This is a genomic window from Pseudomonas sp. B10 (genome assembly GCF_900156235.1).
GTDB lineage: Bacteria > Pseudomonadota > Gammaproteobacteria > Pseudomonadales > Pseudomonadaceae > Aquipseudomonas > Aquipseudomonas siliginis.
In genome coordinates, this window is record NZ_LT707063.1 from 3466183 (window position 1) to 3490311 (window position 24129).

The window sequence follows — 24129 nt, forward strand, 5'->3', positions numbered from 1 at the left end:
CTGCTAGACCCAGGTCGACGCGTGACCAAATGTTTCAATTCAGTCGCAGGTCCACACTAGCGCTGCTGAGGGATTAACAAAAATTAATAAAAATTGGGTCAGGCATAAGCAAACACTTATAGTTAAAGCAACTGACCGCTGACCGAGCCTGAAAAGTATGCGTAAGTCATTGATGCGTATGACATTGCGTCAATTGCAGATCTTCAATGAGGTCTGTGATTTACGCTCGTACAGTCGCGCCGCCGAGGAAATGTCCCTCACACAACCGGCCGTGAGCCTACAGATTCGTCAGCTGGAAGAGCTGATTGGCCAGCCGCTGTTCGACTATGTCGGCAAAAAACTCTACATGACCGAGGCGGCGGAAGCTCTTCAGCGCGCCAGCCGCGACATTTTCGGACGACTGGAAAACCTCGACATGCAACTGTCGGACATGCAGGGTTCACTGCAGGGTCAGCTGAAACTGGCGGTGGAATCCAGCGCCAAATATTTCGTGCCGCATCTGTTTGCTGCGTTCAAGCGCCAGCATCCGGAAGTCAATTTGCAGCTGACCGTGGTCAACCGTGGCCAGGTCATCCGCCGCCTCTCGGACAACCGCGATGATCTGGTGATCATGTCGATGGTGCCGCAGGACATGGGCCTGGAATTTTTGCCGTTCCTCAACAATCCGATCGTCGCCGTGGCGCGCCCGGATCACCCGCTGGCGCACATGGGCCCGTTGCGCTTGCAGGATCTGGAGCCGTATACGCTGCTGATCCGCGAGCCGGGCTCGGGCACACGTCTGGCCTGCGAAGAATATTTCAAGGAAAAGCGCGTGCACTTCACCCAGACCCAGGAAGTAGCCTCGGCCGAAGCCCAGCGCGAATGCGTGGTGGCGGGTCTGGGCCTGGCGCTGTTGACGCGCCACGCCCTGAACCTGGAGCTGGCGACCGGCGGTCTGGTCGAGCTGCCGGTCGAAGAGTTGCCGCTGCTGCGCAGCTGGTGTGTGGTGCAAGCCAAAGCCAAGCGGCTGTCACCGGTGGCGCACGCCTTCCTGGCGTTCATCCGCAGCGAGCGGGCGCATATTATTGCGTTGGTTGAACGTTTCGACGGGAAGCTGCGGGCGTCGCCTGCCAGTGCGTGATTTCGGGAAAATCGCCGATCTCGGCCTGAAGCTGGCGAAGTTCGAAGCGATCCTCGATGGCGCGGCGAAACTCCATGCGGCGCTGATCTTCCTGCTGACGACGGGTTTTCGCGGCGCTGTTGCGTTCTTCGTAGGGCTGAGCCATTTCGAGTCTCCCAGGGCGAGTACGGGAGTTTCACGATAGGCGTGGGGGATGACGGTTTGGCTGCGTCCGGGTTACAGACTGATGAAAATTTCAATGTGCGGCGTGTATGGGGACGCTTTCGCGAGCAGGCTCGCTCCCACATTTGATCCCGTTATGATCCGGAATTTGTGCTCTCGGGAGATCCCCAGTGGGAGCGAGCCTGCTCGCGAACAAGGTCGGAACGACCTTGCTCAATCATCCAGGGCTTTCACGGCTTTTGGAGACAAACGCAGACTGCGCAGACTGCGCTTGACGCTCTTGAGGTGATTGACCAGGCTCGGCCCGCGCGCCATGGCCACGCCCATCGCCAGCACGTCGATCACCACCAGGTGGGCGATTCGCGAGGTCAGCGGCGTGTAGATCTCGGTGTCTTCATGCACATCGATCGCCAGATTGACGGTCGACAGTTCGGCCAACGGCGTCTGGCTCGGGCACAGGGTGATCAAGGACGCCCCGCTCTCGCGAACGAGGTTAGCTGTGATCAGCAGATCCTTGGAGCGCCCCGACTGGGAAATACAGATCGCCACATCAGTCGGTTTCAAAGTAACGGCTGACATGGCCTGCATGTGCGGGTCGGAGTACGCCGCCGCGGTCAGCAGCAACCGGAAGAACTTGTGCTGTGCATCCGCGGCCACCGCACCGGAAGCACCGAAGCCGTAGAACTCGACACGCTGCGCCTGCGACATCAGCGTCACTGCGCGCTGCAATTCGACCGGGTCGAGCTTCTCGCGCACTTCCATCAAAGTGTGCAGCGTGGTGTCGAAAATCTTCAGGCTGTAGTCGGCGACGGAGTCATCTTCGTGGATCGCGAACTGGCCGAAGCTGGCGCCGGCGGCGAGGCTCTGAGCCAGTTTCAGTTTGAGATCCTGAAAGCCGGAACAACCGATGGCGCGGCAGAAGCGCACGATGGTCGGCTCGCTGATGCCGACGCTGTGAGCCAGGTCGGCCATGGAACTGTGCATCACCGCCGCAGGGTCAAGCAGCACGTGGTCGGCGACCTTGAGCTCCGACTTGCGTAACAGGTGACGTGACTGGGCGATGTGTTGCAGCAGATTCAAGGGGCTGGACTCTTCTTGTGGGCAAGGATGTAGCAAGCTTGTAGTTATACTACATGAATGGGCATTTTGCCTGCTCAATGCGTAACTCGATGTCCCGGCATCAGGCACGCTGCGGTGCATGTAGCCCTTACTGCGGATTTGCCTGATCACGCAAAAGCCCGGCCAGACGGGCAGCGTCCACCGGCCGGCTGATCAGATAACCTTGCACTTCGTCGCAGCGTTCCATGCGCAGAAATTCCAGCTGATCCTGCCGCTCGACGCCTTCGGCCACGACTTTGAGGGCCAGTCCGTGGGCCATGGCGATGATCGCGCGAGTGATCGCTGCGTCCGCACTGCCCTCGCTCAAGCCGCGAATGAACGCCTGATCGATCTTCACGTAATCCACCGGAATGCGCTTGAGGTAACTCAACGAGGAATAACCGGTACCGAAATCATCGATAGCCAATTTCACTCCCAGATCGCGCAGTTGCTGGAACGTCGCAATGATGTGTTCGACGCTGTCGAGCAAATGACTTTCGGTCAGCTCCAGCTCGAGGTAGTGCGGCGCCAGCCCGGTTTCTTCCAGCACTTGCCGCACCAGACTGACCAGCTTGCCTTGGCGCAGCTGATGCACCGACAGGTTCACCGACACGCGGATCGGCGCCAGGCCCTGCCGTTGCCATTCGCACGCCTGCCAGCACGCCTGACGCAAAACGAATTCGCCGATCGGCCCGATCAGACCGGTCTCTTCGGCCAGGCCAATGAAGTCCGCCGGCGGCACCTGGCCCATGCTCGGATGATCCCAGCGCACCAGCGCTTCAGCGGCATTCATGCGGCCAGTTTGCAGGCACAGTTTGGGTTGGTAGAACACTGTAAGTTGCTGTTCTTCAATGGCTCGGCGCAAGTGGTTTTCCAGCTGCAAGCGTTCGAGTGTGCTGGCTTGCAGGCTGTCGGTGAAGAACTGGAAATTGTTGCCGCCCAGATGCTTGGCATGCTGCATGGCCATGTTCGACTGGCTGACCAGCGCTGAAATTTCCCGCGCATTGTCCGGCAACAGGCTGATGCCCATCGAAGCGCTGACCACCAGTTCATGCCCGTCGACGCTCAGCGGCAAACGCAGCTTGGCCGACAACCGCGTCGCTACCCGTGCCAGGCTCGACAGATTGCCGTAGGCATCGAACAGCACGGCAAACTCGTCTCCGGACAAGCGCGCAATGGTGTCGGCCTCAGGCAAGGCATTGACCAGCCGCCGCGCCATTTTTTGCAGCAGCTGATCGGCGACTTCATGGCCGAGGCTGTCATTGAGCAATTTGAAGCGATCCAGATTGATGTGCAGCAATGCGAGACTGCGGCGCCCGCCCTGCCGCACGCGCTGATGGGCTTCGTGCAGGCGTTCGCGGAACAGTGAACGGTTGGCCAGGCCGGTGAGCTCGTCGTAATGGGTCAGATAGCGCAGGCGTTCTTCCGACGCACGCCGCGCCGAGAGATCGGCGAAGAAGCCGACAATATGGCTGACATTGCCCCGGCTGTCGCGCACCGCATTGAGCTGCAACCACTGCGGGTACAACTCGCCGTTCTTGCGGGTTTCCACCAACTCACCCTGCCAACTGCCGTGCTGCTCCAGTGCATGACGGATCGCCACATAGTGGCGATGGGCATCGCGGCTGCAAGGCAACTCGACGACGTTGCGCCCGAGCATGTCGTCGATCTCGTAACCGGTGACCCGGCTAAACGCCTGGTTGATCGCAATCAGCGCGTAGTTCGGGTCGAGAATCACGATGCCCTCGCTGGCCGCTTCGAACACCGTGGCCGCCAGCCGCTGCTGCTCTTCGAGGCTTTTGCTGGCGCTGATATCGCGGCGAGTACCGACCATGCGGATCACCCGGCCGCTGGCGCTGCGCTCCACGGCACGGCCACGGTCCTCGATCCACACCCAGTGACCGTCGCCGTGGCGCAGGCGATATTCGACCTGATAATCCTCGGTGCGCCCCTTCAGATGCTCGACCAGAGCGAACTTGAGTGACGGCACATCTTCAGGATGCAATCGCGGCTTGAGGTCGCGCAGCAGCGCCGTGACGTACTCCGGGGCGAGGCCGAACAGTTCCTGAATCTGCGTGTGATGGACCTCGTCGGTCTGCAGATTCCAGTCCCACAATCCGAGCTCACTGGCCTTGAGCGCCAGCGCCAGGCGCGCTTCGCTTTTGCTCAGGGCCTGATTGGCGGCATCCAGTTCGCGGCTGCGCTGGGCCACGCGATCTTCGAGATCGACCTGCGCTTCACGCAATTGCGCTTCGGCACAGCGGCGCTGTTCGATCTCTTTGCCCAGCTCCTGATTGAGTTGTTCGCTGCGCGTCTGCGCTTGCTGCAAATGCTCGATCAGGTGCTGATTCTGGAAGCGCCGAAGCAATCCACGGTCGATCAGCCGATTGACCTGCCACGCCACCACACTCAGCGAACCGAGCAGGATCAGACCCAGCCAGCCCCAGCCCCGGGCCTGATCGTCGCCGCCCCAGAACAGGTAGCCGATCGCTGGCAGCAGGCACGGCAAAGTAAACGACAGGAACGCCGGCAGGCTCACCGCGTAGGCGACACTGGCCGACAGCGTTGCCGCGCCGATCAGGCCGAACACCCAAGCTTGCTGCATGAAGTTGTCAGCGGGTACCAGAGCGATGCCGGCTCCGGCCAGCGTCAGGCCGGTCATGGTCGAACCGAGCAGGAACATGCGGAACCAGATCGGCCGGGCCTGGCGATCGGGAATCGCCGAATCGAACGCGGCCACCTGAATCACCCGCAGCGCGACCAGCGACAGCAGCCACACCAGCCAGACGCTGACCACGAAGTAGCGCTGCGGGCTCCAGAGCAAAGCGGCGCAGACCAGACCATTGATCAACATGAACAGCGTGGGCAACAAAGAGCCCTGATACAGCAGACGCGTGCGCTCCACCGCCATTTCGACGGCATAGTGCTTGCGGATCACCCGGGGGTCCACGGAGGGCCCCGACAGTTCGGCGCTGAGGATCATGGGCAACGTTCTTGTTCTTATAGGAGGGCGTGCGCCCGAAACGTGGACGGAGCATACACAAGCCGATCCCGATGCCAAACTGCTGCCGATCACAATTGCGGGGAAATTTTCCGCCGCTTGCGCACCGCTGCAACCCCTCAGGCGAGACGGGCCGAAGCCTGCAGCCAGTGACCGACCGGTCGTCATCGGCAGCACTTTCATCGGCTAATGCAACGCACGGTTTGCCCGGGCCTGCGGCGCACCCTAGAATGCCCCGATGCGCGATGATCTCTCCCTTCTGCTGAACTCCCTCAACGATGCCCAACGCCAGGCCGTAGCAGCCCCCGTTGGCCGTCAGTTGGTCCTGGCCGGCGCCGGTTCCGGTAAAACCCGAGTGCTGGTGCACCGTATCGCCTGGTTGATCCAGGTCGAAAACGCCTCGCCTCACTCCATCCTGTCGGTGACCTTCACCAACAAGGCCGCTGCGGAGATGCGCCATCGCATCGAGCAGTTGCTGGGCATCAACCCGGCCGGCATGTGGGTCGGCACCTTCCACGGCCTCGCGCACCGCTTGCTGCGGGCGCACTGGCAGGAAGCGGGCCTGAGCCAGACCTTCCAGATTCTCGACAGCGATGACCAGCAACGACTGGTCAAGCGGGTGATCCGCGAGCTCGGTCTGGACGAGCAACGCTGGCCGGCGCGTCAGGCGCAGTGGTTCATCAACGGCCAGAAAGACGAAGGTCTGCGACCGCAACACATTCAGGCCAGCGGCGACCTGTTCCTCGCCACCATGCGCGGCATCTACGAAGCCTACGAGGCGGCGTGCCTGCGGGCTGGCGTGATCGACTTCTCCGAATTGCTGCTGCGCGCCCTCGATCTGTGGCGCGATCACCCGGGCCTGCTGGCGCACTACCAAAAGCGCTTCCGCCATATTCTGGTCGACGAGTTCCAGGACACCAACGCCGTGCAGTACGCCTGGTTGCGCCTGCTCGGCAAGGGCGGCGACAGCCTGATGGTGGTCGGCGACGACGACCAGTCGATTTACGGCTGGCGCGGGGCGAAGATCGAGAACATCCATCAGTACTCTTCGGACTTCCCGGACTCCGAGACGATTCGTCTGGAGCAGAACTACCGCTCCACCGCCGGCATTCTCAAAGCCGCCAACGCGCTGATCGCCAACAACACCGGGCGTCTCGGTAAAGAGCTGTGGACCGACGGCGGCGACGGCGAAGCGATCAACCTGTACGCCGCGTTCAACGAGCACGACGAAGCGCGCTACGTGGTGGAAACCATCGAAAGTGCGCTGAAAACCGGTCTGGCCCGTAGCGATATCGCGATTCTGTACCGCTCCAACGCCCAGTCGCGGGTGCTTGAAGAAGCCCTGCTGCGCGAGCGCATCCCGTACCGCATCTATGGCGGGCAGCGCTTCTTCGAACGCGCGGAAATCAAGAACGCCATGGCCTACCTGCGTTTGCTTGAAGGTCGCGGCAACGACGCGGCGCTGGAGCGGGTGATCAACGTGCCCGCCCGCGGCATCGGCGAGAAGACCGTCGAAGCGATTCGCGAGCATGCGCGGCACAGCGACGTGTCGATGTGGGAAGCGATGCGCCTACTGGTGGCCAACAAAGGCCTGACCGGCCGTGCAGCGAGCGCGCTCGGTGCGTTTATCGAACTGATCGAAAATCTTGCCGCCAAGTGCGCCGAGATGCCGCTGCACCTGATGACGCAAACCGTCATCGAGCAGTCCGGCCTGATCGCTTATCACGAAGCGGAAAAAGGTGAGAAAGGCCAGGCCCGGGTAGAAAACCTTGAGGAATTGGTCAGCGCCGCACGCAACTTCGAGAACACCGAAGAAGACGAAGAACTGACGCCACTGGCGGCGTTCCTCGGCCACGCTTCGCTGGAGGCCGGCGACACTCAGGCCGACGAGCACGAAGACAGCGTTCAGCTGATGACCCTGCACAGCGCCAAAGGCCTGGAATTCCCTTACGTGTTCCTCGTGGGCATGGAAGAAGGCCTGTTCCCGCACAAGATGAGCCTGGAAGAACCGGGGCGTCTTGAAGAGGAACGGCGTCTGGCTTACGTCGGTATCACCCGGGCGATGCAGAATCTGGTGATGACCTACGCGGAAACCCGGCGCCTGTACGGCAGCGAGACCTACAACAAGGTGTCGCGTTTCGTCCGCGAAGTGCCCAAAGGCCTGATTCAGGAAGTGCGCCTGTCCAACAGCGTCAGCCGACCGTTCGGCGGCAACCAGTCGATGAGCGGCAGCAGCCTGTTCAGCGGCAGCGAGATTCCGGAAACCGGTTTTGTGCTCGGTCAGGCTGTACGTCACTCGATCTTCGGCGAAGGGGTGATCCTCAACTTCGAAGGTTCCGGCGCCCAGGCCCGGGTGCAGGTGAACTTCAGCGAAGGCAGCAAGTGGCTGATGCTCGGCTATGCCAAGCTGGAAGCGATCTAACCACCGGCACTGAACCCATGTGGGAGCGAGCCTGCTCGCTCCCACAGGTTATGCGGCGCAAGTGCATCAATCCCTCTGAACCTATCGCCTTTTCCTACAGACAAAAGTACATCGGCTGATTGCCTCGCCAAGCTGAACGCAACCTGTCAGGCAAAAGCCCGAAACACTCTCTCGCTAGCCAGTAACACTTCAGCTGTGCAACATGGCGCGCGTGTCTCCACAAAACGGGAATACCCTTTATGAAACGTTTTCTTAGCATCGCCATGGCGTTGTGCATCGGCCTGACGATGAGCCTCGACGCCAACGCCAAGCGCTTTGGTGGTGGCAAAAGCGCCGGCGCTGCGCCGACGCACCAGACCAGCCAGATGGCTCCCTCTTCTCCAGGCGTGGGCGGCGCAGCAGCGACCGCTGGCGCTGCCGGTGCTGCTGGCGCCGCGGCCAAGGCCGGCGGTGCGTCGCGCTGGCTCGGCCCATTGGCGGGCATCGCCGCCGGTGGCCTGCTCGCGTCGATGTTCATGGGCGACGGTTTCCAGGGCATGCAGATCTTCGACATCCTGATCATGGCCCTGATCGCGTTCGTGATCTTCCGCTTCATCGCCGCCCGTCGTCGCAAGCAGCAGGAGCAATTCGCTCCGGCCGGCGCGCCGATGCAGCGTGAAGTGTTCGAGCAGAAGCCTGCCGCCATGGGTTCGATCTTCGGTGGTTCGGCTGCTCCGGCTGCCGCCCGTCCAGTGATCAACGCACCGGCCTGGTTCAACGAAGAGCGCTTCCTTGAAGCCGCGCGTAGCCACTTCCAGTCGCTGCAGCAGCACTGGGACGCCAACGAAATGGACAAGATCGCCGAGTTCGTGACCCCGCAAATGCTCGAGTTCCTCAAGCGTGAGCGTGCGGATCTGGGCGATGGCTTCCAGTCGACCTACATCGACAACCTGCAGGTGCAACTGGACGGCGTCGACGATCGTGCCGACAAGACCATCGCCACCCTGACCTTCACCGGCGTGTCGAAAACCTCGCGTTTCGACCAGGGCGAAGTGTTCAGCGAAAGCTGGAACATGGAACGTCCGCAGGGCGACAACCAGCCTTGGCTGGTCGCCGGTATCCGCCAGAACGGCTGATCCCTGCTGCGCTTCACTTGCGGTAACAGAACCCCGGCCTCGGCCGGGGTTTTTCATTTCACGGTTGCATCTATGGCGAGCTACTGTATAAACCGGCCCATATAAACCGCGCCATTCAGCAAGAGGATCCCGGACGTGGAAGAAATCATCGAACAACTGCGCGAAGCCAACGAACCCGTACCGGTTCCTTTGGAATTGCCTGACGAAGACCTGCTGGTGGAAATCGAAGAACAACTGTTCATCGACATTCCGTTCGTCTTCAAAGAATTTTTGCTGACCGTCAGCGATGTGGTCTATGGCAGCCTTGAGCCGGTGACCGTCACTGACCCGCAATCGCACACCTATCTGCCGGACGTTGCGGCCAATGCATGGGACGTGGGTGTTGATCGCAGCTTGATCCCGATCTGCCAGCACGGCGATAACTACTACTGTGTCGAAGAAGACGGCACCGTGGTGCTGTGGCAGGCCGAAGAAGAACTGATTGCTGAAGAAACCTGGGAATCGGTGTGGCACTGGGCGCGGGACGTCTGGCTGGAAAGCTGATCCGCCACACGCCCCGGGTGGTCAATGCCCCGACGACTCCTTGTGGTTGTCGAGGGTTTCCAGCAAGGCCACCTGCATCCGCGTATGCACGCGGATGAACCAGCGCCACAGCAGTGCCGCTACGGCGGCCGCCACGACGGCGATCAGCATCAGCAGCTTGTTGGTCGGCAGGATACTGGCCGACAAGGCTGCCAACAGCAGGAAAATCACCAGCAGCGAGAGGATCGGGATGACTTCGGCGATCACCCGGCGCACTCGCTGCGTGTGACGCCCGGCCATCTCCGGCTTGACGCCCATCTCCGCCAGCAGCATCGACAGCGCCTTGAGCTTGCGATAAGCCGCAATCAGGAACGGTAGCGAGACCAGCAACGCCCCGCCCCAGATCAGTGCCTTCTGCCAGCTCGGATCGCTGATCCAGTCCTGCAGCCACAACGACATGCGCTCGGCGAAGTATGCGCCGGCAAAGAAGATCGCAATCACCAGCGCCAGATTGACCCCGACTTGCAACAGGATCCGCCGGATCATCGACGCCAGCAGCGCACCCTCGCCCTGCGGCTGAATACTGCGCAACCATTCGCCATACATGCCGAGCACCCGCCCGAGCCGCTTGGGCACAGCGGCCGAGAGCTTGATCGACAACGGATCCGCCGCGCGAATCAGGTACGGCGTCAGCAGCGTGGTGATCACCGACACGGCTACAGCGACCGGGTAGAGGAAGTTGCTGGTGACCTGCAAGGTCATGCCCAGCGCGGCGATGATGAAGGAAAATTCGCCAATCTGTGACAGACCCATGCCGACTCGCAGCGAGGTCCGTCCGTCATTGCCGGCGATAAACGCGCCGAGGCCGCAGGACAACATCTTGCCCAGCACCACGGCCACGGTGATTACCGCAATCGGCCAGGCGTATTCGATGAGAATCAGCGGGTCGAGCATCAGCCCGATGGCGACGAAAAAAATTGCGCTGAACAGATCGCGAACCGGCTCGACCAGCCGTTCGATTTTCAGCAATTGCCGGGACTCGGCCATGATCGCGCCGATCAGGAAAGCGCCCAGAACCATGCTGTATTCAAGCTTGACCACCAGCAGGCAGAAGCCGAAACACAGGCCGAGCACGGTGATCAACAGCATCTCGTTGCTTTCGAATTTCGCCACATAAGCCAGCAGACGCGGCACCAACAGAATGCCGATGACCAGCGCGACGATCATGAACAGCGACAGCTTGCCGACCGTGGAAAACACTTCACCCGAGCTCACCGTGCCGCTGACGGCGATGCTCGACAGCAGCGCGATGATGCCGATGCCAAGGATGTCCTCGACAATCAGCACACCGAAGATCAACTGCGCAAAGCGCTCGTTCTTCATCTTCAGATCGTTCAGCGCTTTGACGATGATGGTGGTTGAGGAGATCGCCAGAATCGCGCCGAGGAACAACGAATCCATAGTGTTCCAGTCGAACCAGCGACCGATTTCGTAACCGATCCAGATCATCAGGATGATTTCGAGAAATGCGGCAATGAACGCCGTTGCCCCAACCTTGAACAACTTGCGCAGACTGAACTCCAGGCCGAGGCAGAACATCAGGAAGATCACCCCGAGTTCGGCCAGGGTCTTGATGGTTTCTTCGTCGTGAATCAGGCCGAACGGTGGCGTGTGCGGGCCGATGATGAAGCCGGCGACGATATAGCCGAGTACCACCGGTTGTTTGAAACGATGAAACAGTACGGTTACCACGCCCGCGACCAGCATGATCACTGCCAGATCCTGAATAAAACTGATGGCATGCATGGCGTGGGCTCCTTGATGACGAGGCGCGCGGACAGACGTCAGACGTTCTGCGCGAGCAGGGTAAAAATCCGCTTTTAATGTAGGAATTGCCCTTGGGCAGGGCTTTTGCAGGTTAACACCGCGACTTCGCTCTGGAAGCCGGTGCAATATATGGAAACAGATCGCTACCGGCGTGACGGCGGCCCGCCGCGCGGCGTCCCGATAACGGTGCTTTTTGAAAAGCCACCAGGTGCCCGCAGAGGCGCTTCCTGCAATCAGCCTTGATCCGTGAGAACGTTATGGAACCCGGAAACGCCCAGCTGTCGATGACGGTACTGATGACCCCCGACATGGCCAACTTCTCTGGCAATGTCCACGGCGGCACCCTGCTCAAATACCTCGACGAAGTGGCCTACGCCTGCGCCAGCCGTTATGCCGGGCGCTACGTGGTGACCCTGTCGGTCGATCAGGTGATTTTCCGCGAGCCGATTCATGTCGGCGAACTGGTGACGTTCCTGGCCTCGGTCAACTACACCGGCAACACCTCGATGGAAGTTGGCATCAAAGTAGTCACCGAAAACATCCGCGAACGCTCGGTGCGCCACACCAACAGCTGTTTCTTCACCATGGTCGCGGTGGATGATCAGCGCAAACCGGCCGCCGTGCCACCGCTGCAACCGCAGAACAGCGAAGACAAACGCCGCTTCATGCAGGCGCAGCAGCGCCGGCAGATTCGTCAGGAACTGGAGAAGCGTTATCAGGAGATCAAGGGCGACGCCTGAAACGGGTAGCGCTCAATTGATCGCTTTCGCGAGCAGGCTCGCTCCCACATCTGGAATGCATTCTTCCTGTGGGAGCGAGCCTGCTCGCGAATAAAGACGACTCGGTCTCAGAGACTGATCGCTGTAGCCTCGAACTTCACCCGCGGATGCGCAATGCGATCCTGCGCCCGCACCAGTTGCAGCTCATAACTGGCGCACGCCTGGGTTTCCAGCAACACCTCATGCACTGCCGCTGCGGTGAATTCGAATGCCGCCAGCAGGCTGTCGCCCAGCAGCACTCGCGCCAGGAACAGACCGGACGTCAGGTCGCCCACCCCCACCGGCTGACGCGGAAACGCCAGCAACGGACGGCGCAAATGCCAACTGCCCTCAGCCGTCACCAACAACATTTCGAAGCCATCCGCCGGTTTGCCCGGATAATCCAGATGCTTGACCAGTACCGCTTTCGGACCGCGCGCCAGCAGCGCTCGCGCCATCGCCAGGCAATCGAACAGCGACTGCGGCTTGCGCCCGGAAAAACTGTCCAGCTCCAGTTGATTCGGGCACATGATGTCCGCCACGGCCGCGGCCTCATCCAGGAGGAAGTCGCTGACCTCGGTGGGCACGCTGCAGCCTTTCTCCGGATGGCCCATCACCGGATCACACAGATACAGCATCTTCGGATTGACCGCTTTGATCCGCGCCACACCGCTGAGAATCGCCCGGCCCTGTGCGGCGCTGCCGAGATAGCCGGACAGCACCGCGTCGCAATTGCCCAACTCGCCAATTGCGGCGATGCCTTCGATCAGCTCGGGGATCTGCTGCGGCGCCAGCACCTCACCGGCCCACTGACCATACTGGGTGTGGTTGGAAAACTGCACGGTGTTGAGCGGCCAGACGTTGACCCCGACCCGCTGCATCGGAAAAACCGCAGCGCTGTTGCCGGCGTGGCCAAACACCACGTGGGACTGGATGGCGAGCAGATGAGGCGTACGTTTCATTCGGGTCATTCCGTAAAACGATTGAAATTCAAGCCGCGCAGTATGCGACGAAACACAGCCTGTACGACAGACCGGCGAGACAGTTAAGCTGACGCCATCATTTGGAGTTCGATGTAGATGCTGACCCTGGAAAACATCTTCGTGCTGATGCTGTTCGCCGCCGCTGGTGCCTGGCTATGGCACAATCACGGCTTGCGCGAGCGCGCGCTGGAGCGGGTCAAACAGCATTGCACCAATGTTGGCGTTGAACTGCTGGACGGTAACGTCGCGCTGAAAAAGATCGGTTTGATCAAGGATGCCAATGGTCGCCGTCGGCTGGCGCGGGTCTACAACTTCGAGTTCACCGTGACCGGCGAGAGCCGCCACAACGGCACCGTCACCCAGTTCGGCGCGCACAGTGCGCAGATTGAACTGGCGCCCTACCCGGCGCCGTTCGACGATACGCCGCCGGTGGTCGAAGTGCACAAGCCTCGCGCCGAAGTCATCGAGTTGAGCCAGTGGCGCCAGGAACATACCAAGTGGAAGCCCTGAGCTGACTCACTGAATCCGGCATTCAGCCAAACCGGCTTGCAGCTGTTCGATATTCTGCGGTTCAGCGAAGATCAGCTCGATTCTTGAGTCTTTTCGCCATTCGCTGGCTTGCCAACTCAGCTCGGCATGCTCCAGCGCATTGCCCGAAACCCAGCCATCCGTGCTGTGGATAACCAGTTTCGCCCGCTTCCAGTCGAGCGCGCTCAGCCAATCGGCGATGCGTGCTTGATCAAATACCTGCCCCGGATGCCAGCGCCAACCGATACTCCACCCACCCTCCTGCGCCTGACTCAGGCAAATCGGTTCGGCCGGATCGCTCCAGACCGCTGGCAGCTGTGCCAATCCAGTGGGCAGCGGCAGATGCCCTGCGCCTTCGTTCGCTTTTGCTTTTGCTTTCAGCCCCGGAAGCTCGCTCAGAGGCAGTTGCGCTTGCTGCGTCCAGATCAGCCTGACGGGCGGCAACTGGCTGGCGATTTTCTCTCGAACCGCTTCATCGAGATCTTCGGCCTTGTTCAACAACAGCAAACCCGCGCTGGCCAACGCTTGCTGCTGGGCGTCCAGCAAGTCCCTACCCGCGTGCAATGCCTGAGCGTCCAGAACCAGAACACATGGTTGGACCGCCAGCACGCTCAGCCACGGCGCCTCGTTAAGTTGCTTGAGCAACTGCGCCGGATGGCCCAGCCCGGATGGCTCGATAAACAGTCGATCCGGCCTGGCCTTGCGCAGCAGGCGGCCGAGGCCGATCTGGAATGGCGCGCCATTGACGCAACACAGGCAGCCCCCGGCCACCTCACCCAGTGCGATACCATCGGCGTCATTCGTCAGCAATGCAGCATCCAGACCGATCTGGCCGAACTCGTTGATCAGCACCGCCCAGCGCTCGTCCGCAGGCCGTTGCGCCAGCAACTGGCGAATCAGGCTGGTCTTGCCGGCGCCCAACGGGCCGGCGATGACGTGGGTCGGAATGTTCTGCAACATGGCGGGTACTTTCTGCGGACAGTTGAGGAGATCGAAGATGCGCTGGTCGGGATGGTCGTTGCTGTTGGCGCTGCTGTCGAGTGAAGCGTGGGCTCAGGCCTGCGTGGTGCACACACAGGGCGAACGGCTCGACGTCAAAGTCTGTCAGCAGAACCGGACGATTCCGCAGAAATTGTTCAATGACGGCTTCTGCCAACCGACGCTGGCCGGGCAGAAGGTCGAGGTGCAATACGTCGACCAGTGCCCCAGCGGCGCTTTCGGCGTGTGCAGCAACGCGCAAGTCGCCAATATGCCCTATCGCCAGGATATCCACTATTACGGCGTGGCCACTGATGCGGCGTATCTCAAGCCATATTGCGAAGGCCAGAGTCAGGGCGCCTGGCGCAAGCCCTGATGTGTCAGCCGAGCCAGTCGAGGGTCAGCAACAGGCGGCGTTCACCGGGTGCCGGTTGCGGCGAACGATGGATCAGGCCGAAGCCTTCATTGCCGTGCCACTTTTCGCCTTTGAGCAGCGCGACATCGCCGCTGTTGAGCTGGCGAATCGACGCTGGATCTTGCGGTTCGGCATCGGCCTGGCCAAGTTGCGCGCGGTCCATCGCACCCTCCTCAAGCCATTGGCTGCCGATGCCAGCGTAGGTCGTGATCAGGCGCACCGGCACGTGATCGACGTGGAAACGCGGACACATGGCCTTGTCCAGCACACGCAAACGCACGCCGATACGCCGCGCACCGAGCAGGCAGGCGAAGGCACTGATCAGCCATTTAAGATCGCTGATGAAACCTTCGAAACCGTGCAGATCACGCAGCCCTGCAGCCAGACCGGCGAGATCCGGTTCGGCATCTTCGTCGGGCAATTCCACACATAGCGACTCGGCCAAGGGCTCGTTGAGCGACAGCACCAATTGCGCAAAGTCGGCAATGTGCACGGGCAGCTGACGTTGCCAGACGGCGAGATTGGTCTGGTCGTCCAGGATTCGCGTCAACGTTTGCGGTGTCACACCCTGGTGCTGCTGAAGGGTAAGAAGCGGCTGATCTTGGAGTGCGAGCATCAGGCGGCCTCTTCGTGCCAAGGGCCGAATGGATCAGGCAGCGAACGCCAGCCTTCTACACCCATGGCCATTTCTTCGTCGGTCAGCAGACAGGCATCGAGTTCGGCGGAGAGCTGTAGGAAATCTATGTTCTGACCGATGAAAACCAGCTCCTGGCGGCAATCTCCTACGCTTGGAATCCAGTTTCCCATGATCGCCTGGACACTTTCCTGATCCTGCGGCCATTGATTCTTTGGCACAAAACGCCACCAGCGCCCGGCGAATCCATGCCGCATCAAGCCGCCGGCCTGCGACCAGCTACCGGCATCGGTGGGTTTGCTGGCGAGCCAGAAGAAGCCTTTGGAGCGCAGCAGCTTGCCGTTCAGCCAAGGCCGATCAATGAAGCTGAAGAAGCGTTGCGGGTGGAATGGCCGGCGGGCGCGGTAGGCCGTCGACGCGATGCCGTATTCCTGTGTTTCCGGGACGTGCTCACCGCGCAATTCCTTTAGCCATCCGGGCGCTTGTGCGGCCTGATCGAAATCGAAACGACCGGTGCTGAGGATTTTCTCCAGGGGGATTTCGCCCATCACCATTGGAATGATTTCAGCCTGGGCATTGAGGCGCTTGAGGATGGCGGTGAGTTCTTCACGCTCGTGCTGGCTGATCAGGTCGATTTTGCTGATCAGCAGGACGTCGGCGAACTCGATCTGCTCGATCAACAGATCGGTGATGGAGCGCTCGTCATCTTCACCGAGAATCTCGCCGCGAGAGGCGAGGCTTTCGGCCGCCTGGTAATCGATCAGGAAATTCACACCGTCGACCACGGTGACCATGGTATCGAGGCGAGCAATGTCGGCGAGGCTTTGCCCCTGTTCATCGCGGAAGGTGAAGGTTTCAGCGACCGGAAGCGGTTCGGAAATGCCGGTGGATTCGATCAGCAGGTAATCGAAACGATCCTCGCGGGCGAGTTTGCTGACTTCTTCCAGTAAATCTTCACGTAACGTACAGCAGATACAGCCATTGCTCATTTCGATGAGTTTTTCCTCAGCGCGGTTCAGGCTGACATCGCGCTGGACTTCACTGCCATCGATGTTGATCTCGCTCATATCGTTGACGATCACCGCAACGCGCAAGCCGTCTCGGTTACGTAGTACGTAATTCAAAAGTGTACTTTTTCCGGCGCCGAGAAATCCTGAAAGTACGGTGACGGGCAATTTGGCTGACATTGGATAATCCTCATAAATGGCAGCCGATTTGCGCTTTGAGGTGTGCGCTTGGCGCGTTGCGCTTCATTTACTCGGGTCAACGAAGGCAAATGATTGTATCGGCAGCTCAGGCTGGTTCCGATTTATGTTATAGCATAACAACTTGAGTTTGCCAGTCCGACAGAGGAGATTTCGCAAATTGCTGCACCACCGATCGTGGACACTCGCAATGAACAAGGGGTTGAAATGCCTGCTTTTGAGCTTTGCTATGTCGCTGGCCAGCCAAGCACAGGCGCACATGCCGGGGCCGGCGCACTGCACACGCAGCGCTAATCTGCTGGCGTGTGTAGACGCCGACGGCAATGCCTATAGCGTGAATACGGTAGGCACCACGCTTTACCTGCGCGGATTCGAGAAGAACGGCCATCGCTATTGGGCGCAGACCAACAGCCGCTTCGGCCAATTAACCTTTTTTACCGGCATCGCCTCCGATGGCGAGGCTTGGGTTGGCTACACCCGTCGTGTCGGCTGGACAACCATCAACCGCTTCTCCAGCTCGGGCGGTAGCAGCGCAAGGTTCACTTGCAGCCAGATGACGGGCTGCTAGTGAAAACCTTTTCATGAAAAAAGCATCGCCGAATGGATTGTTATAATGTAACGTAAATAGAGATCAATACGACGGTCTCAAACATGAATGCTCTTACTCTCCCGGATATCGCCGCCCAATCTGCGCGCCAGGCACTGCCACTCGATTGGGTAGGCATGCGTGGGATTGCCCTACCCGTTGTGCTCGAAAGCCAACGCCTCAGCGCCAGAGTCGACGCTGGCGTCAGTCTCGATGATGGTGAAGCGCGTGGTATTCACATGTCGCGCTTGTATCTGGCACTCGAAGCCCTCGAACAGCGAAGCCTTTCTCCCGCTCTGCTGCATCAGGTACTCAAGGGTTTTCTGGTAAGTCACGAAGGTCTATCCGCCTGCGCATATCTGAACATTCACAGCGACTTATTGCTGAAACGGCCGGCGTTAGTCAGCCCCCTGACCGGGTGGAAATCCTATTCGGCGACGATTTCAGCAAGCTTGAAACAGCAAATGTTCCACGTGGAACTAAAAATCGAACTGCCCTATGCCTCGACATGCCCCTGCTCGGCAGCCTTGGCAAGGCAATTGATCCAACAGCAATTCGTCGACGATTTCGCCAACAAGGCTCTGCAACACGCAGATGTTTTGGCATGGCTTGGCTCAACCAAAGGGATCGTAGCGACACCGCATAGCCAGCGCAGCTATGCGCAACTGCACCTGCATCTCGACAATTTCATCGACGAGCTACCGCTGACCGCGATCATCGATGACGCTGAAGCAGTGCTGGGCACCGCCGTGCAGACCGCAGTAAAGCGCCCCGACGAGCAAGCCTTCGCACTCGCCAATGGGCAAAACCTGATGTTCTGCGAAGACGCCGCGCGCCGCCTCAATCTGGCACTGCGGCACACGCCCGGCATCAACCGATTGCATATCCGCGTGATCCACGCCGAAAGCCTGCATGCCCATGATGCCGTTGCCGAAAGCAGCTGGCAGCGGGAGCAAATATGATCCGCTGCCAATCACTGGCCTGGGGCGCTCCCGGTCAATCGCTGACGACGCCTCTGAGTCTTGAGTTCGAGAGCGCCAGCCTGACCGCCATCATCGGCGCCAACGGCTGCGGCAAAAGCAGCCTGCTAAAGGTCATCGCCGGATTGCAGAAGCCCCTCGCTGGCAAAGTGGAAATGGCTGTTCCACGCCAAAGCGGAATTTCCTTCCTGCCGCAACAACAGCACCTTGATCGCCAGTTCCCAATCAGCCTGGAAGAACTCATCGCCGCAGGTTTCTGGGGCCGTCGGCTGTCGACGCAACTGCGCACGCAGCGACTGAAAAACGCATTGGAAGATTGGCACTTGAGTGGACTCGAACAGCGTCCGTTGATGGCCCTGTCCGGCGGTGAGCTACAACGTGCCCTGCTCGCGCGACTGAGCCTTGCTGACGCCCCGGTGCTGTTGCTCGATGAACCGCACGCCGCACTCGACGAACTCGGCCAGCAATTGCTCTGGCAGCACATTCACCACTGGCACGCCGAAGGCCGGACACTACTTGTGGTCTGCCATGACCTGGCGGCGGTGCGAGAACACGTCCCGCATACGCTGCTGATCAAAAACGGCCACTGCGTGTACGGAACCAGCCGAGAACTGATCCAGCCTACGCCGCACATGCAGGTCGCCTGATGCTCGCCACCGTCAGCCATTTCTGGCAGCCGTTCAGCGAGTTTGTGTTCATGCGCCGGGCCCTGCTCGGTGGTCTGGTGCTGGCGTGCAGCACGGCGCCCTTGGGCGTGTTTCTGATTCTCAGACGGATGAGCCTGATCGGCGACGCTGTCGCCCACGGCATTCTCCCTGGTGCAGCGCTGGGATTCTGGTTTGCCGGTTTGAGCCTTCCTGCCCTGACGCTCGGCGGCCTCGGCGCCGGGCTGAGCATGGCCGGACTTGCGGCCTGGATCACCCGGCGAACGGGGTTGCGAGAAGATGCCAGCCTCGCCGCGATCTATCCGATCTCACTGGCCAGCGGCGTTTTGATCCTTGGCATCGCCGGCAAGCGCCTCGACCTTCTGCACTTGCTGTTCGGCTCAGCGTTGGCCGTAGACGGGCCGACACTGACCGGCATGCTTTGGGTCTCGGCCATCAGCCTCATGGCCATGACGGCAATCTACAAACCACTCTTGCTGGACACACTTGACCCATTGTTCTTGCGCACCGTCAGCCGTCTCGGGCCTCTGGCCCACGGTGTGTTTCTTACCCTCGTCGTACTGAATCTGGTGATCGGTTTTCAGGCCATCGGCGCGCTGATGGTAGTGGGACTGATGATGCTTCCGGCTGCCGCGTCGAGATTCTGGAGTCGTCGTCTGCCGATACTGATTGCCGTCGCCGCCGTCATGGGCTGCGTGTCGGTGTGGCTCGGTTTGCTGCTGTCGTTTTACTACTCGCTGCCCAGCGGCCCGGCCATCGTGCTGGTCGCGGGGGTCGGTTATCTGCTGTCGGTGGTGTTGGGACCGGTTCACGGTTTGCTGCGCCGCCCGCCTTTGCTCACATCCCAATGAGGTGTTTCCCGATGCGCGCGCTATTCGTGCTGTTCAGCCTGATGCTGTCGATGTCCTTGTCGGCCGCCGAAAAATTGCCGGTGGTCACCAGCTTCAGCATCCTCGCCGACATGGTTCATCAGGTCGGCGGCGAGCACGTTGAGATCACCAACATGGTCGGCGCGGATGCCGATGCGCACACCTACGAGCCGACCCCGGATGACGCCAAGGCGCTGCTCAAAGCCAAAGTGATCATCAAGAACGGCCTCGGTTTCGAACCTTGGCTGGATCGCCTGGTGACCAGCACCGACAGTAAGGCAACGGTGATCAGTGCCAGTCGCGGGGTGATTCCACGCTCGCTCGATGAAGACGGCGAGACCGTTGCGGATCCACACGCCTGGCACAATCTAGCGAACGCCGAGTTGTACGTCGCCAACATTACCAAGGCGCTGATCGCAGCCGACCCGGCCAACAAGGCTGACTACGAGCGCAACAGCCAGACCTACCTCAAGCAGATCTATGCCCTGCTCGCCGAAGCCAAAAACAAACTCGGCGCGCTGCCGCCGGGTAATCGCAAGATTGTTACCAGCCATGATGCCTTCGGCTATTTAGGTCAGGCCTATGGCATCGACTTTATCGCGCCACAGGGTTTGTCCACCGAACGCGAACCCTCCGCCGCCGAAGTCGCTGCGTTGATCAGGCAGATTCGCCAGGCCAAGGTCAAAGCGGTGTTCATGGAAAACATCAAGGACGCGCGCCTGCTAAAGCAGATCGCGGATGAAAGCGGCGCGCACATTGGCGGCACGCTGTACTCGGATGCGCTGGCGGCGAGTGGACCGGCGAGCACCTTTACCGGGCTGTTCGAATACAACCTCAATACGTTGTACAAGGCGTTGAGTCAGCCATGACTTGAGGCGAACTTCCGATCTAATCGCGAGCAGGCTCGCTCCCACAGTTGGAATGGGTTCCAACTGTGGAGCGCTGCGAAGGTTTTAAGCGCGGGGTTTTACCGTGCCGCAATCCTGACCCAGCCACACCGCACGGGTTTCCAGGCTGCCCTTCTGGTTGATGCCGATGGCGTTGAAGGTGCCATTGGCAACGGTGGTGAATTCGCGGTCACTGAGGAATGTCGCCACGCCTGTGCCCTGGGCTTTCGGGCAGCTGAAGCGGAATTTCCATTGGTTGCCGGTGCGCTCGGTGATCTGCTGCTTGCAGCCCGATTGCGGATCGGCCAGCGGGATATCGTTGGTTGCCACCTGCTGCGGCGTCAGGCAGGCGCGGATGCCCTTCCCGCCGATGTTGATGCCGTTCTTCTCCAGCGCCGCCCGCTGCTGCGGGGTGATCTGGCCTTGGATCTGGCCAAGGATCGATTGCACGTCCATGGCCTGATCATCGACCTTCAGATTACTCGAGGACATTTCCCACAACCCCGGCTGCAGCATTTGCGCCTGCGCAACCACCGGCAATGCCAAACTCAGGCCCAGCGCCAAACCCAGCAGACGAACGTTCATCGAGAAACTCCTGATCAGTTGTGGCCGTTAGACGCCGGCCGGTTGCGTCGGTTCATGCACCGATTAAATAGAGACATTCGCCGCAGAACATGGTCTGTTAAGCATTGCATCTCGCGGAGCAAGGCTGCCCCATGAATTTTTTCGGACCGCACATTTTCGGCTACCTGATCGCCCTGTTGCACACACTCGGTTCGATCGCTGCGATCCATGCGGTGCTCACCGTGCGCACAGCGCAAGGCTCGATCGCCTGGGCATTGTCGTTGATCTTCATTCCCTACTTCACGCTTATTCCGTATCTGGTATTTGGTCGCAGTACCTTCGATGGCTACATCAAGGCGCGGCGCCAGGCCAACGAGCAGATGCGCCTGGCCATTTCCGAATTGAACTGGCGCCCGTGGGTGGAAGAAGCCCTCGCCGCTCGCGCTTCGAGTGCCTATGCCTCATTGCGCGCGATGCCGAAACTGGGGCGCATGCCGTGCCTGGCGAACAACGAGGTGCAACTGCTGGTGAACGGCACCGCGACCTTCGATGCGATTTTCCAGGCGATCGCACAAGCGAAGGAAGCCGTGCTGATCCAGTTCTTCATCATCCACGACGATCGGCTCGGCCAGCGCTTGCGTGATTTGCTTTTTCAGAAAGCCGCCGAAGGCGTATCAATTCATTTGCTCTACGACCGCATCGGCAGCCATGCCCTGCCCCATCATTACGTGCAGGCGTTGCGTGATGCCGGCGTCGAGGTCAAAGCCTTTGCCACGCGCAGCGGCTGGCTCAACCGCTTTCAGGTCAACTTTCGCAACCACCGCAAAATCGTTGTAGTCGATGGCGTAGTCGGCTTTGTCGGCGGGCATAACGTCGGCGATGAATACATGGGTGAGAAGCCACCATTGGCGCCGTGGCGTGACACCCACGTCAAAGTCCGCGGGCCGGTGGTGGCCTGCATGCAGGAATCGTTCGCGGAAGACTGGTTCTGGGCTGCTCGCACTCTGCCGCCGTTGATCCTTCCGGATACGTACCCGGAGGATGGCGTGCTTTGCCAATTGCTCGCCAGCGGCCCGGCGGATGCCTACGAAACCTGCTCGCTGTTTTTCGTCGAAGCCATTCACGCAGCAACGCAACGCGTATGGATCACCAGCCCTTACTTTGTCCCGGACGAAGCGGTGTTCGCGGCATTGAGGCTGGCAGTTTTGCGTGGTGTCGATGTGCGCCTGCTGTTGCCGTCGCGGCCTGATCATCGCATCGTCTATGCGGCGTCCAGCCTGTATGCCTTTGAGGCGGTGCGTGCCGGCGTTCGGGTGTTCCGCTATCGACCGGGTTTCCTGCATCAGAAAGTGGTGTTGATCGACAGCGAAATCAGCGCCATCGGCAGCGCCAATCTGGACAATCGCTCGTTCCGCCTGAATTTCGAAGTGATGTTGCTGACCGTCGACAGTGAGTTCGCCGCCGCCGTGGAACAAATGCTCAATGACGATTTCGCCCTGGCCGATGAAGTGGCCAAAGAAGAAAGCCGGGAGATCCACCGCCTGCAACAGGTCGGCATGCGGATCGCCCGGCTGATTTCGCCGATACTCTGAGCGCCCCGTCTCAGGGGTGGTAGATGTCGTCGCGGGTCCAAGGCAGTTCGTGGCTGCCATCCGGATGCGCTTTCACAGCGAGGATCTGATGCAGATTGATCCAGCCCCGGGCAAAGGCATACGCGCAACCGGCCAGATACAGACGCCAGATACGCAGTGCCTGCTCAGGCACCAGTTTCGCCGCCGTTTCGAGATTGTCTTCCAATCGTTCGCTCCAATGATCGAGCGTGCGCGCGTAATGCAGACGCAGGCTTTCGACATCGACGATCTCCAGCCCGGCGTCACTGATCTCGGTAGAGATCATCGCCAGATGCGGTAGCTCGCCGTTGGGGAACACGTATTTTTCGATGAAGTCTCCAGCACCGCGTCCAACCGGGCGGCCATCGGTGTGTTTGGCGGTGATGCCGTGGTTCATCACCAAGCCGCCCTCCTTCACCGCGCCAAACAGCGTTGCGCAATACTCGGCGAGATTGGCATGACCAACATGTTCGAACATACCGACGCTGACAACCTTGTCGAAGCGGCCGTCCTGCGGCAGATCGCGATAGTCGAGCAATTGCAGTTCGACCTGATCTTCCAGACCCTCGGCCTTGACCCGCTCCTGCGCCAGCGCCAACTGTTCCTTGCTCAAAGTAATACCGAACACCTTTACGCCGAACTCTCGCGCCGCATACCGTGCCAAACCGCCCCAACCGCAGCCGACATCCAGCAAATACTCGCCCGGCTGCAAGCGCAGCTTGCGGCACAGATGGCGGAATTTGGCTTGCTGCGCCTGTTCGAGGGTTTCGCTACCGGTTTCGAAATAGGCACAGGAATACGCCATGTCGCTATCCAGCCAGAGCTGGTAGAACGCATTCGACAGGTCGTAGTGGTAGGAAATGGCCTTGGCGTCAGTGTCCTTGTCGTGATGCGCACGCACCGGCTGACTGTCTTCGTCCTGGTCGAGCAGCGCATTGCTCAACTCATCGCAAACCCGGATGACCTCGCTGATCGAGCCCTCCAGTTCCAGCTTGCCTTCGACGAACGCCGCACCCAGCGCATCCAGGCTTGGGTGGGTGAATTGAGTAACCATCTGCGGGTCCTTGACGACGATGGTTACGCTGGGCGTCGGGCCCAGATTGAACTCGTGGCCGTCCCAGAGTCGCAGGCGAAGCGGTAACTGCAGATTCTGTAAGGCCGGTGGAAGTTGCGCGAGCATGGAAAATCCCCCCTTGTTTC

General features: G+C 60.2%; 23 protein-coding genes. 13 read left to right on the forward strand and 10 right to left on the reverse strand.

Features of this window, described 5'->3' with window-relative positions; genetic code table 11:
- Nucleotides 1-157 precede the first annotated feature (157 nt).
- On the forward strand, nt 158-1120 hold the full coding sequence (locus BXA01_RS15775; RefSeq protein ID WP_076564647.1) for a LysR family transcriptional regulator: 963 nt from the start codon (nt 158-160) through the stop codon (nt 1118-1120).
- On the opposite strand, the gene BXA01_RS15780 is transcribed toward BXA01_RS15775, so the two are convergent.
- The 3 genes from BXA01_RS15780 to BXA01_RS15790 form a co-directional block, all read right to left on the reverse strand.
- Nucleotides 1062-1265, reverse strand: a complete 204-nt coding sequence (locus BXA01_RS15780) for a PA3496 family putative envelope integrity protein (RefSeq protein WP_076564650.1) — start codon at nt 1263-1265, stop codon at nt 1062-1064. The two genes, BXA01_RS15775 and BXA01_RS15780, sit on opposite strands and share 59 nt — an antisense overlap.
- Nucleotides 1266-1495: 230 nt before the next feature.
- Complete coding sequence (gene hexR / locus BXA01_RS15785; protein ID WP_007962240.1) at nt 1496-2362, reverse strand: transcriptional regulator HexR; 867 nt, start codon at nt 2360-2362, stop codon at nt 1496-1498.
- Nucleotides 2363-2489: 127 nt separating this feature from the next.
- A complete protein-coding gene (locus BXA01_RS15790; protein WP_076564652.1) occupies nt 2490-5363 on the reverse strand; it encodes a GGDEF domain-containing phosphodiesterase in 2874 nt (957 codons plus the stop codon).
- A 256-nt stretch (nt 5364-5619) separates the two neighbouring features.
- On the opposite strand from BXA01_RS15790, the gene uvrD reads away from it, so the two are divergent.
- From uvrD to BXA01_RS15810, 3 genes are all read left to right on the forward strand, one after another.
- The gene (uvrD, locus tag BXA01_RS15800) at nt 5620-7803 is read left to right on the forward strand and encodes a DNA helicase II (protein WP_016772450.1); all 2184 of its coding nucleotides are present in this window, start codon (nt 5620-5622) and stop codon (nt 7801-7803) included.
- Between the two features lie 239 nt (nt 7804-8042).
- Nucleotides 8043-8918 (forward strand): Tim44 domain-containing protein, encoded by an 876-nt coding sequence (locus BXA01_RS15805; RefSeq protein WP_016772449.1) that lies wholly within the window; start codon nt 8043-8045, stop codon nt 8916-8918.
- 135 nt (nt 8919-9053) lie between these two features.
- Nucleotides 9054-9461 carry an SMI1/KNR4 family protein gene (locus BXA01_RS15810; protein WP_076564654.1) on the forward strand — a complete coding sequence of 136 codons (408 nt, stop codon included), beginning with the start codon at nt 9054-9056 and terminating at the stop codon, nt 9459-9461.
- A 21-nt stretch (nt 9462-9482) separates the two neighbouring features.
- On the opposite strand, the gene BXA01_RS15815 is transcribed toward BXA01_RS15810, so the two are convergent.
- Nucleotides 9483-11246 (reverse strand): cation:proton antiporter, encoded by a 1764-nt coding sequence (locus BXA01_RS15815; RefSeq protein ID WP_076564656.1) that lies wholly within the window; start codon nt 11244-11246, stop codon nt 9483-9485.
- 278 nt (nt 11247-11524) lie between these two features.
- Here BXA01_RS15815 and BXA01_RS15820 point away from each other — a divergent pair, with 278 nt between their 5' ends.
- The gene (locus BXA01_RS15820) at nt 11525-12007 is read left to right on the forward strand and encodes an acyl-CoA thioesterase (protein WP_016772447.1); all 483 of its coding nucleotides are present in this window, start codon (nt 11525-11527) and stop codon (nt 12005-12007) included.
- Nucleotides 12008-12114: 107 nt separating this feature from the next.
- Here BXA01_RS15820 and pdxY read toward each other — a convergent pair whose 3' ends face one another.
- The gene (gene pdxY, locus BXA01_RS15825; protein WP_042608042.1) at nt 12115-12987 is read right to left on the reverse strand and encodes a pyridoxal kinase PdxY; all 873 of its coding nucleotides are present in this window, start codon (nt 12985-12987) and stop codon (nt 12115-12117) included.
- 117 nt (nt 12988-13104) lie between these two features.
- On the opposite strand from pdxY, the gene BXA01_RS15830 reads away from it, so the two are divergent.
- Nucleotides 13105-13518 carry a DUF3301 domain-containing protein gene (locus tag BXA01_RS15830; RefSeq protein WP_076564658.1) on the forward strand — a complete coding sequence of 138 codons (414 nt, stop codon included), beginning with the start codon at nt 13105-13107 and terminating at the stop codon, nt 13516-13518.
- Between the two features lie 6 nt (nt 13519-13524).
- Here the strand turns inward: BXA01_RS15830 and BXA01_RS15835 are convergent, their stop codons facing one another.
- Nucleotides 13525-14496 carry a CobW family GTP-binding protein gene (locus tag BXA01_RS15835; protein ID WP_076564660.1) on the reverse strand — a complete coding sequence of 324 codons (972 nt, stop codon included), beginning with the start codon at nt 14494-14496 and terminating at the stop codon, nt 13525-13527.
- Between the two features lie 37 nt (nt 14497-14533).
- Here BXA01_RS15835 and BXA01_RS15840 point away from each other — a divergent pair, with 37 nt between their 5' ends.
- Nucleotides 14534-14890, forward strand: a complete 357-nt coding sequence (locus BXA01_RS15840; protein ID WP_016772443.1) for a hypothetical protein — start codon at nt 14534-14536, stop codon at nt 14888-14890.
- 4 nt (nt 14891-14894) lie between these two features.
- Here the strand turns inward: BXA01_RS15840 and BXA01_RS15845 are convergent, their stop codons facing one another.
- Entirely contained in the window at nt 14895-15545 is a 651-nt protein-coding gene (locus tag BXA01_RS15845) for a DUF1826 domain-containing protein (protein WP_076564662.1), read from the reverse strand.
- Nucleotides 15545-16750, reverse strand: a complete 1206-nt coding sequence (zigA, locus tag BXA01_RS15850; RefSeq protein WP_076564664.1) for a zinc metallochaperone GTPase ZigA — start codon at nt 16748-16750, stop codon at nt 15545-15547. The genes BXA01_RS15845 and zigA overlap by 1 nt, the downstream gene beginning before the upstream one ends.
- Nucleotides 16751-16958: 208 nt before the next feature.
- Here zigA and BXA01_RS15855 point away from each other — a divergent pair, with 208 nt between their 5' ends.
- The 5 genes from BXA01_RS15855 to BXA01_RS15875 all read left to right on the forward strand — a co-directional run bounded on the left by BXA01_RS15855 (nt 16959) and on the right by BXA01_RS15875 (nt 20737).
- The gene (locus BXA01_RS15855; RefSeq protein WP_076564666.1) at nt 16959-17336 is read left to right on the forward strand and encodes a glutamine synthetase; all 378 of its coding nucleotides are present in this window, start codon (nt 16959-16961) and stop codon (nt 17334-17336) included.
- A gap of 83 nt (nt 17337-17419) precedes the next feature.
- On the forward strand, nt 17420-18316 hold the full coding sequence (folE2, locus tag BXA01_RS15860; protein ID WP_076564668.1) for a GTP cyclohydrolase FolE2: 897 nt from the start codon (nt 17420-17422) through the stop codon (nt 18314-18316).
- A complete protein-coding gene (locus BXA01_RS15865) occupies nt 18313-18981 on the forward strand; it encodes a metal ABC transporter ATP-binding protein (protein ID WP_076564670.1) in 669 nt (222 codons plus the stop codon). Before folE2 ends, BXA01_RS15865 begins: the two co-directional genes overlap by 4 nt.
- Nucleotides 18981-19850: a metal ABC transporter permease gene (locus tag BXA01_RS15870; RefSeq protein WP_076564672.1), complete on the forward strand. Its 870-nt coding sequence runs from the start codon at nt 18981-18983 to the stop codon at nt 19848-19850. The genes BXA01_RS15865 and BXA01_RS15870 overlap by 1 nt, the downstream gene beginning before the upstream one ends.
- Nucleotides 19851-19861: 11 nt before the next feature.
- The gene (locus BXA01_RS15875; RefSeq protein ID WP_076564674.1) at nt 19862-20737 is read left to right on the forward strand and encodes a metal ABC transporter substrate-binding protein; all 876 of its coding nucleotides are present in this window, start codon (nt 19862-19864) and stop codon (nt 20735-20737) included.
- Between the two features lie 84 nt (nt 20738-20821).
- Here BXA01_RS15875 and BXA01_RS15880 read toward each other — a convergent pair whose 3' ends face one another.
- A complete protein-coding gene (locus BXA01_RS15880; protein WP_076564676.1) occupies nt 20822-21340 on the reverse strand; it encodes a DUF3617 domain-containing protein in 519 nt (172 codons plus the stop codon).
- Nucleotides 21341-21471: 131 nt separating this feature from the next.
- On the opposite strand from BXA01_RS15880, the gene cls reads away from it, so the two are divergent.
- A complete protein-coding gene (cls, locus tag BXA01_RS15885; protein WP_076564678.1) occupies nt 21472-22911 on the forward strand; it encodes a cardiolipin synthase in 1440 nt (479 codons plus the stop codon).
- A 10-nt stretch (nt 22912-22921) separates the two neighbouring features.
- Here the strand turns inward: cls and cfaB are convergent, their stop codons facing one another.
- Complete coding sequence (cfaB, locus tag BXA01_RS15890) at nt 22922-24109, reverse strand: C17 cyclopropane fatty acid synthase CfaB (RefSeq protein ID WP_076564680.1); 1188 nt, start codon at nt 24107-24109, stop codon at nt 22922-22924.
- Nucleotides 24110-24129 lie beyond the last annotated feature (20 nt).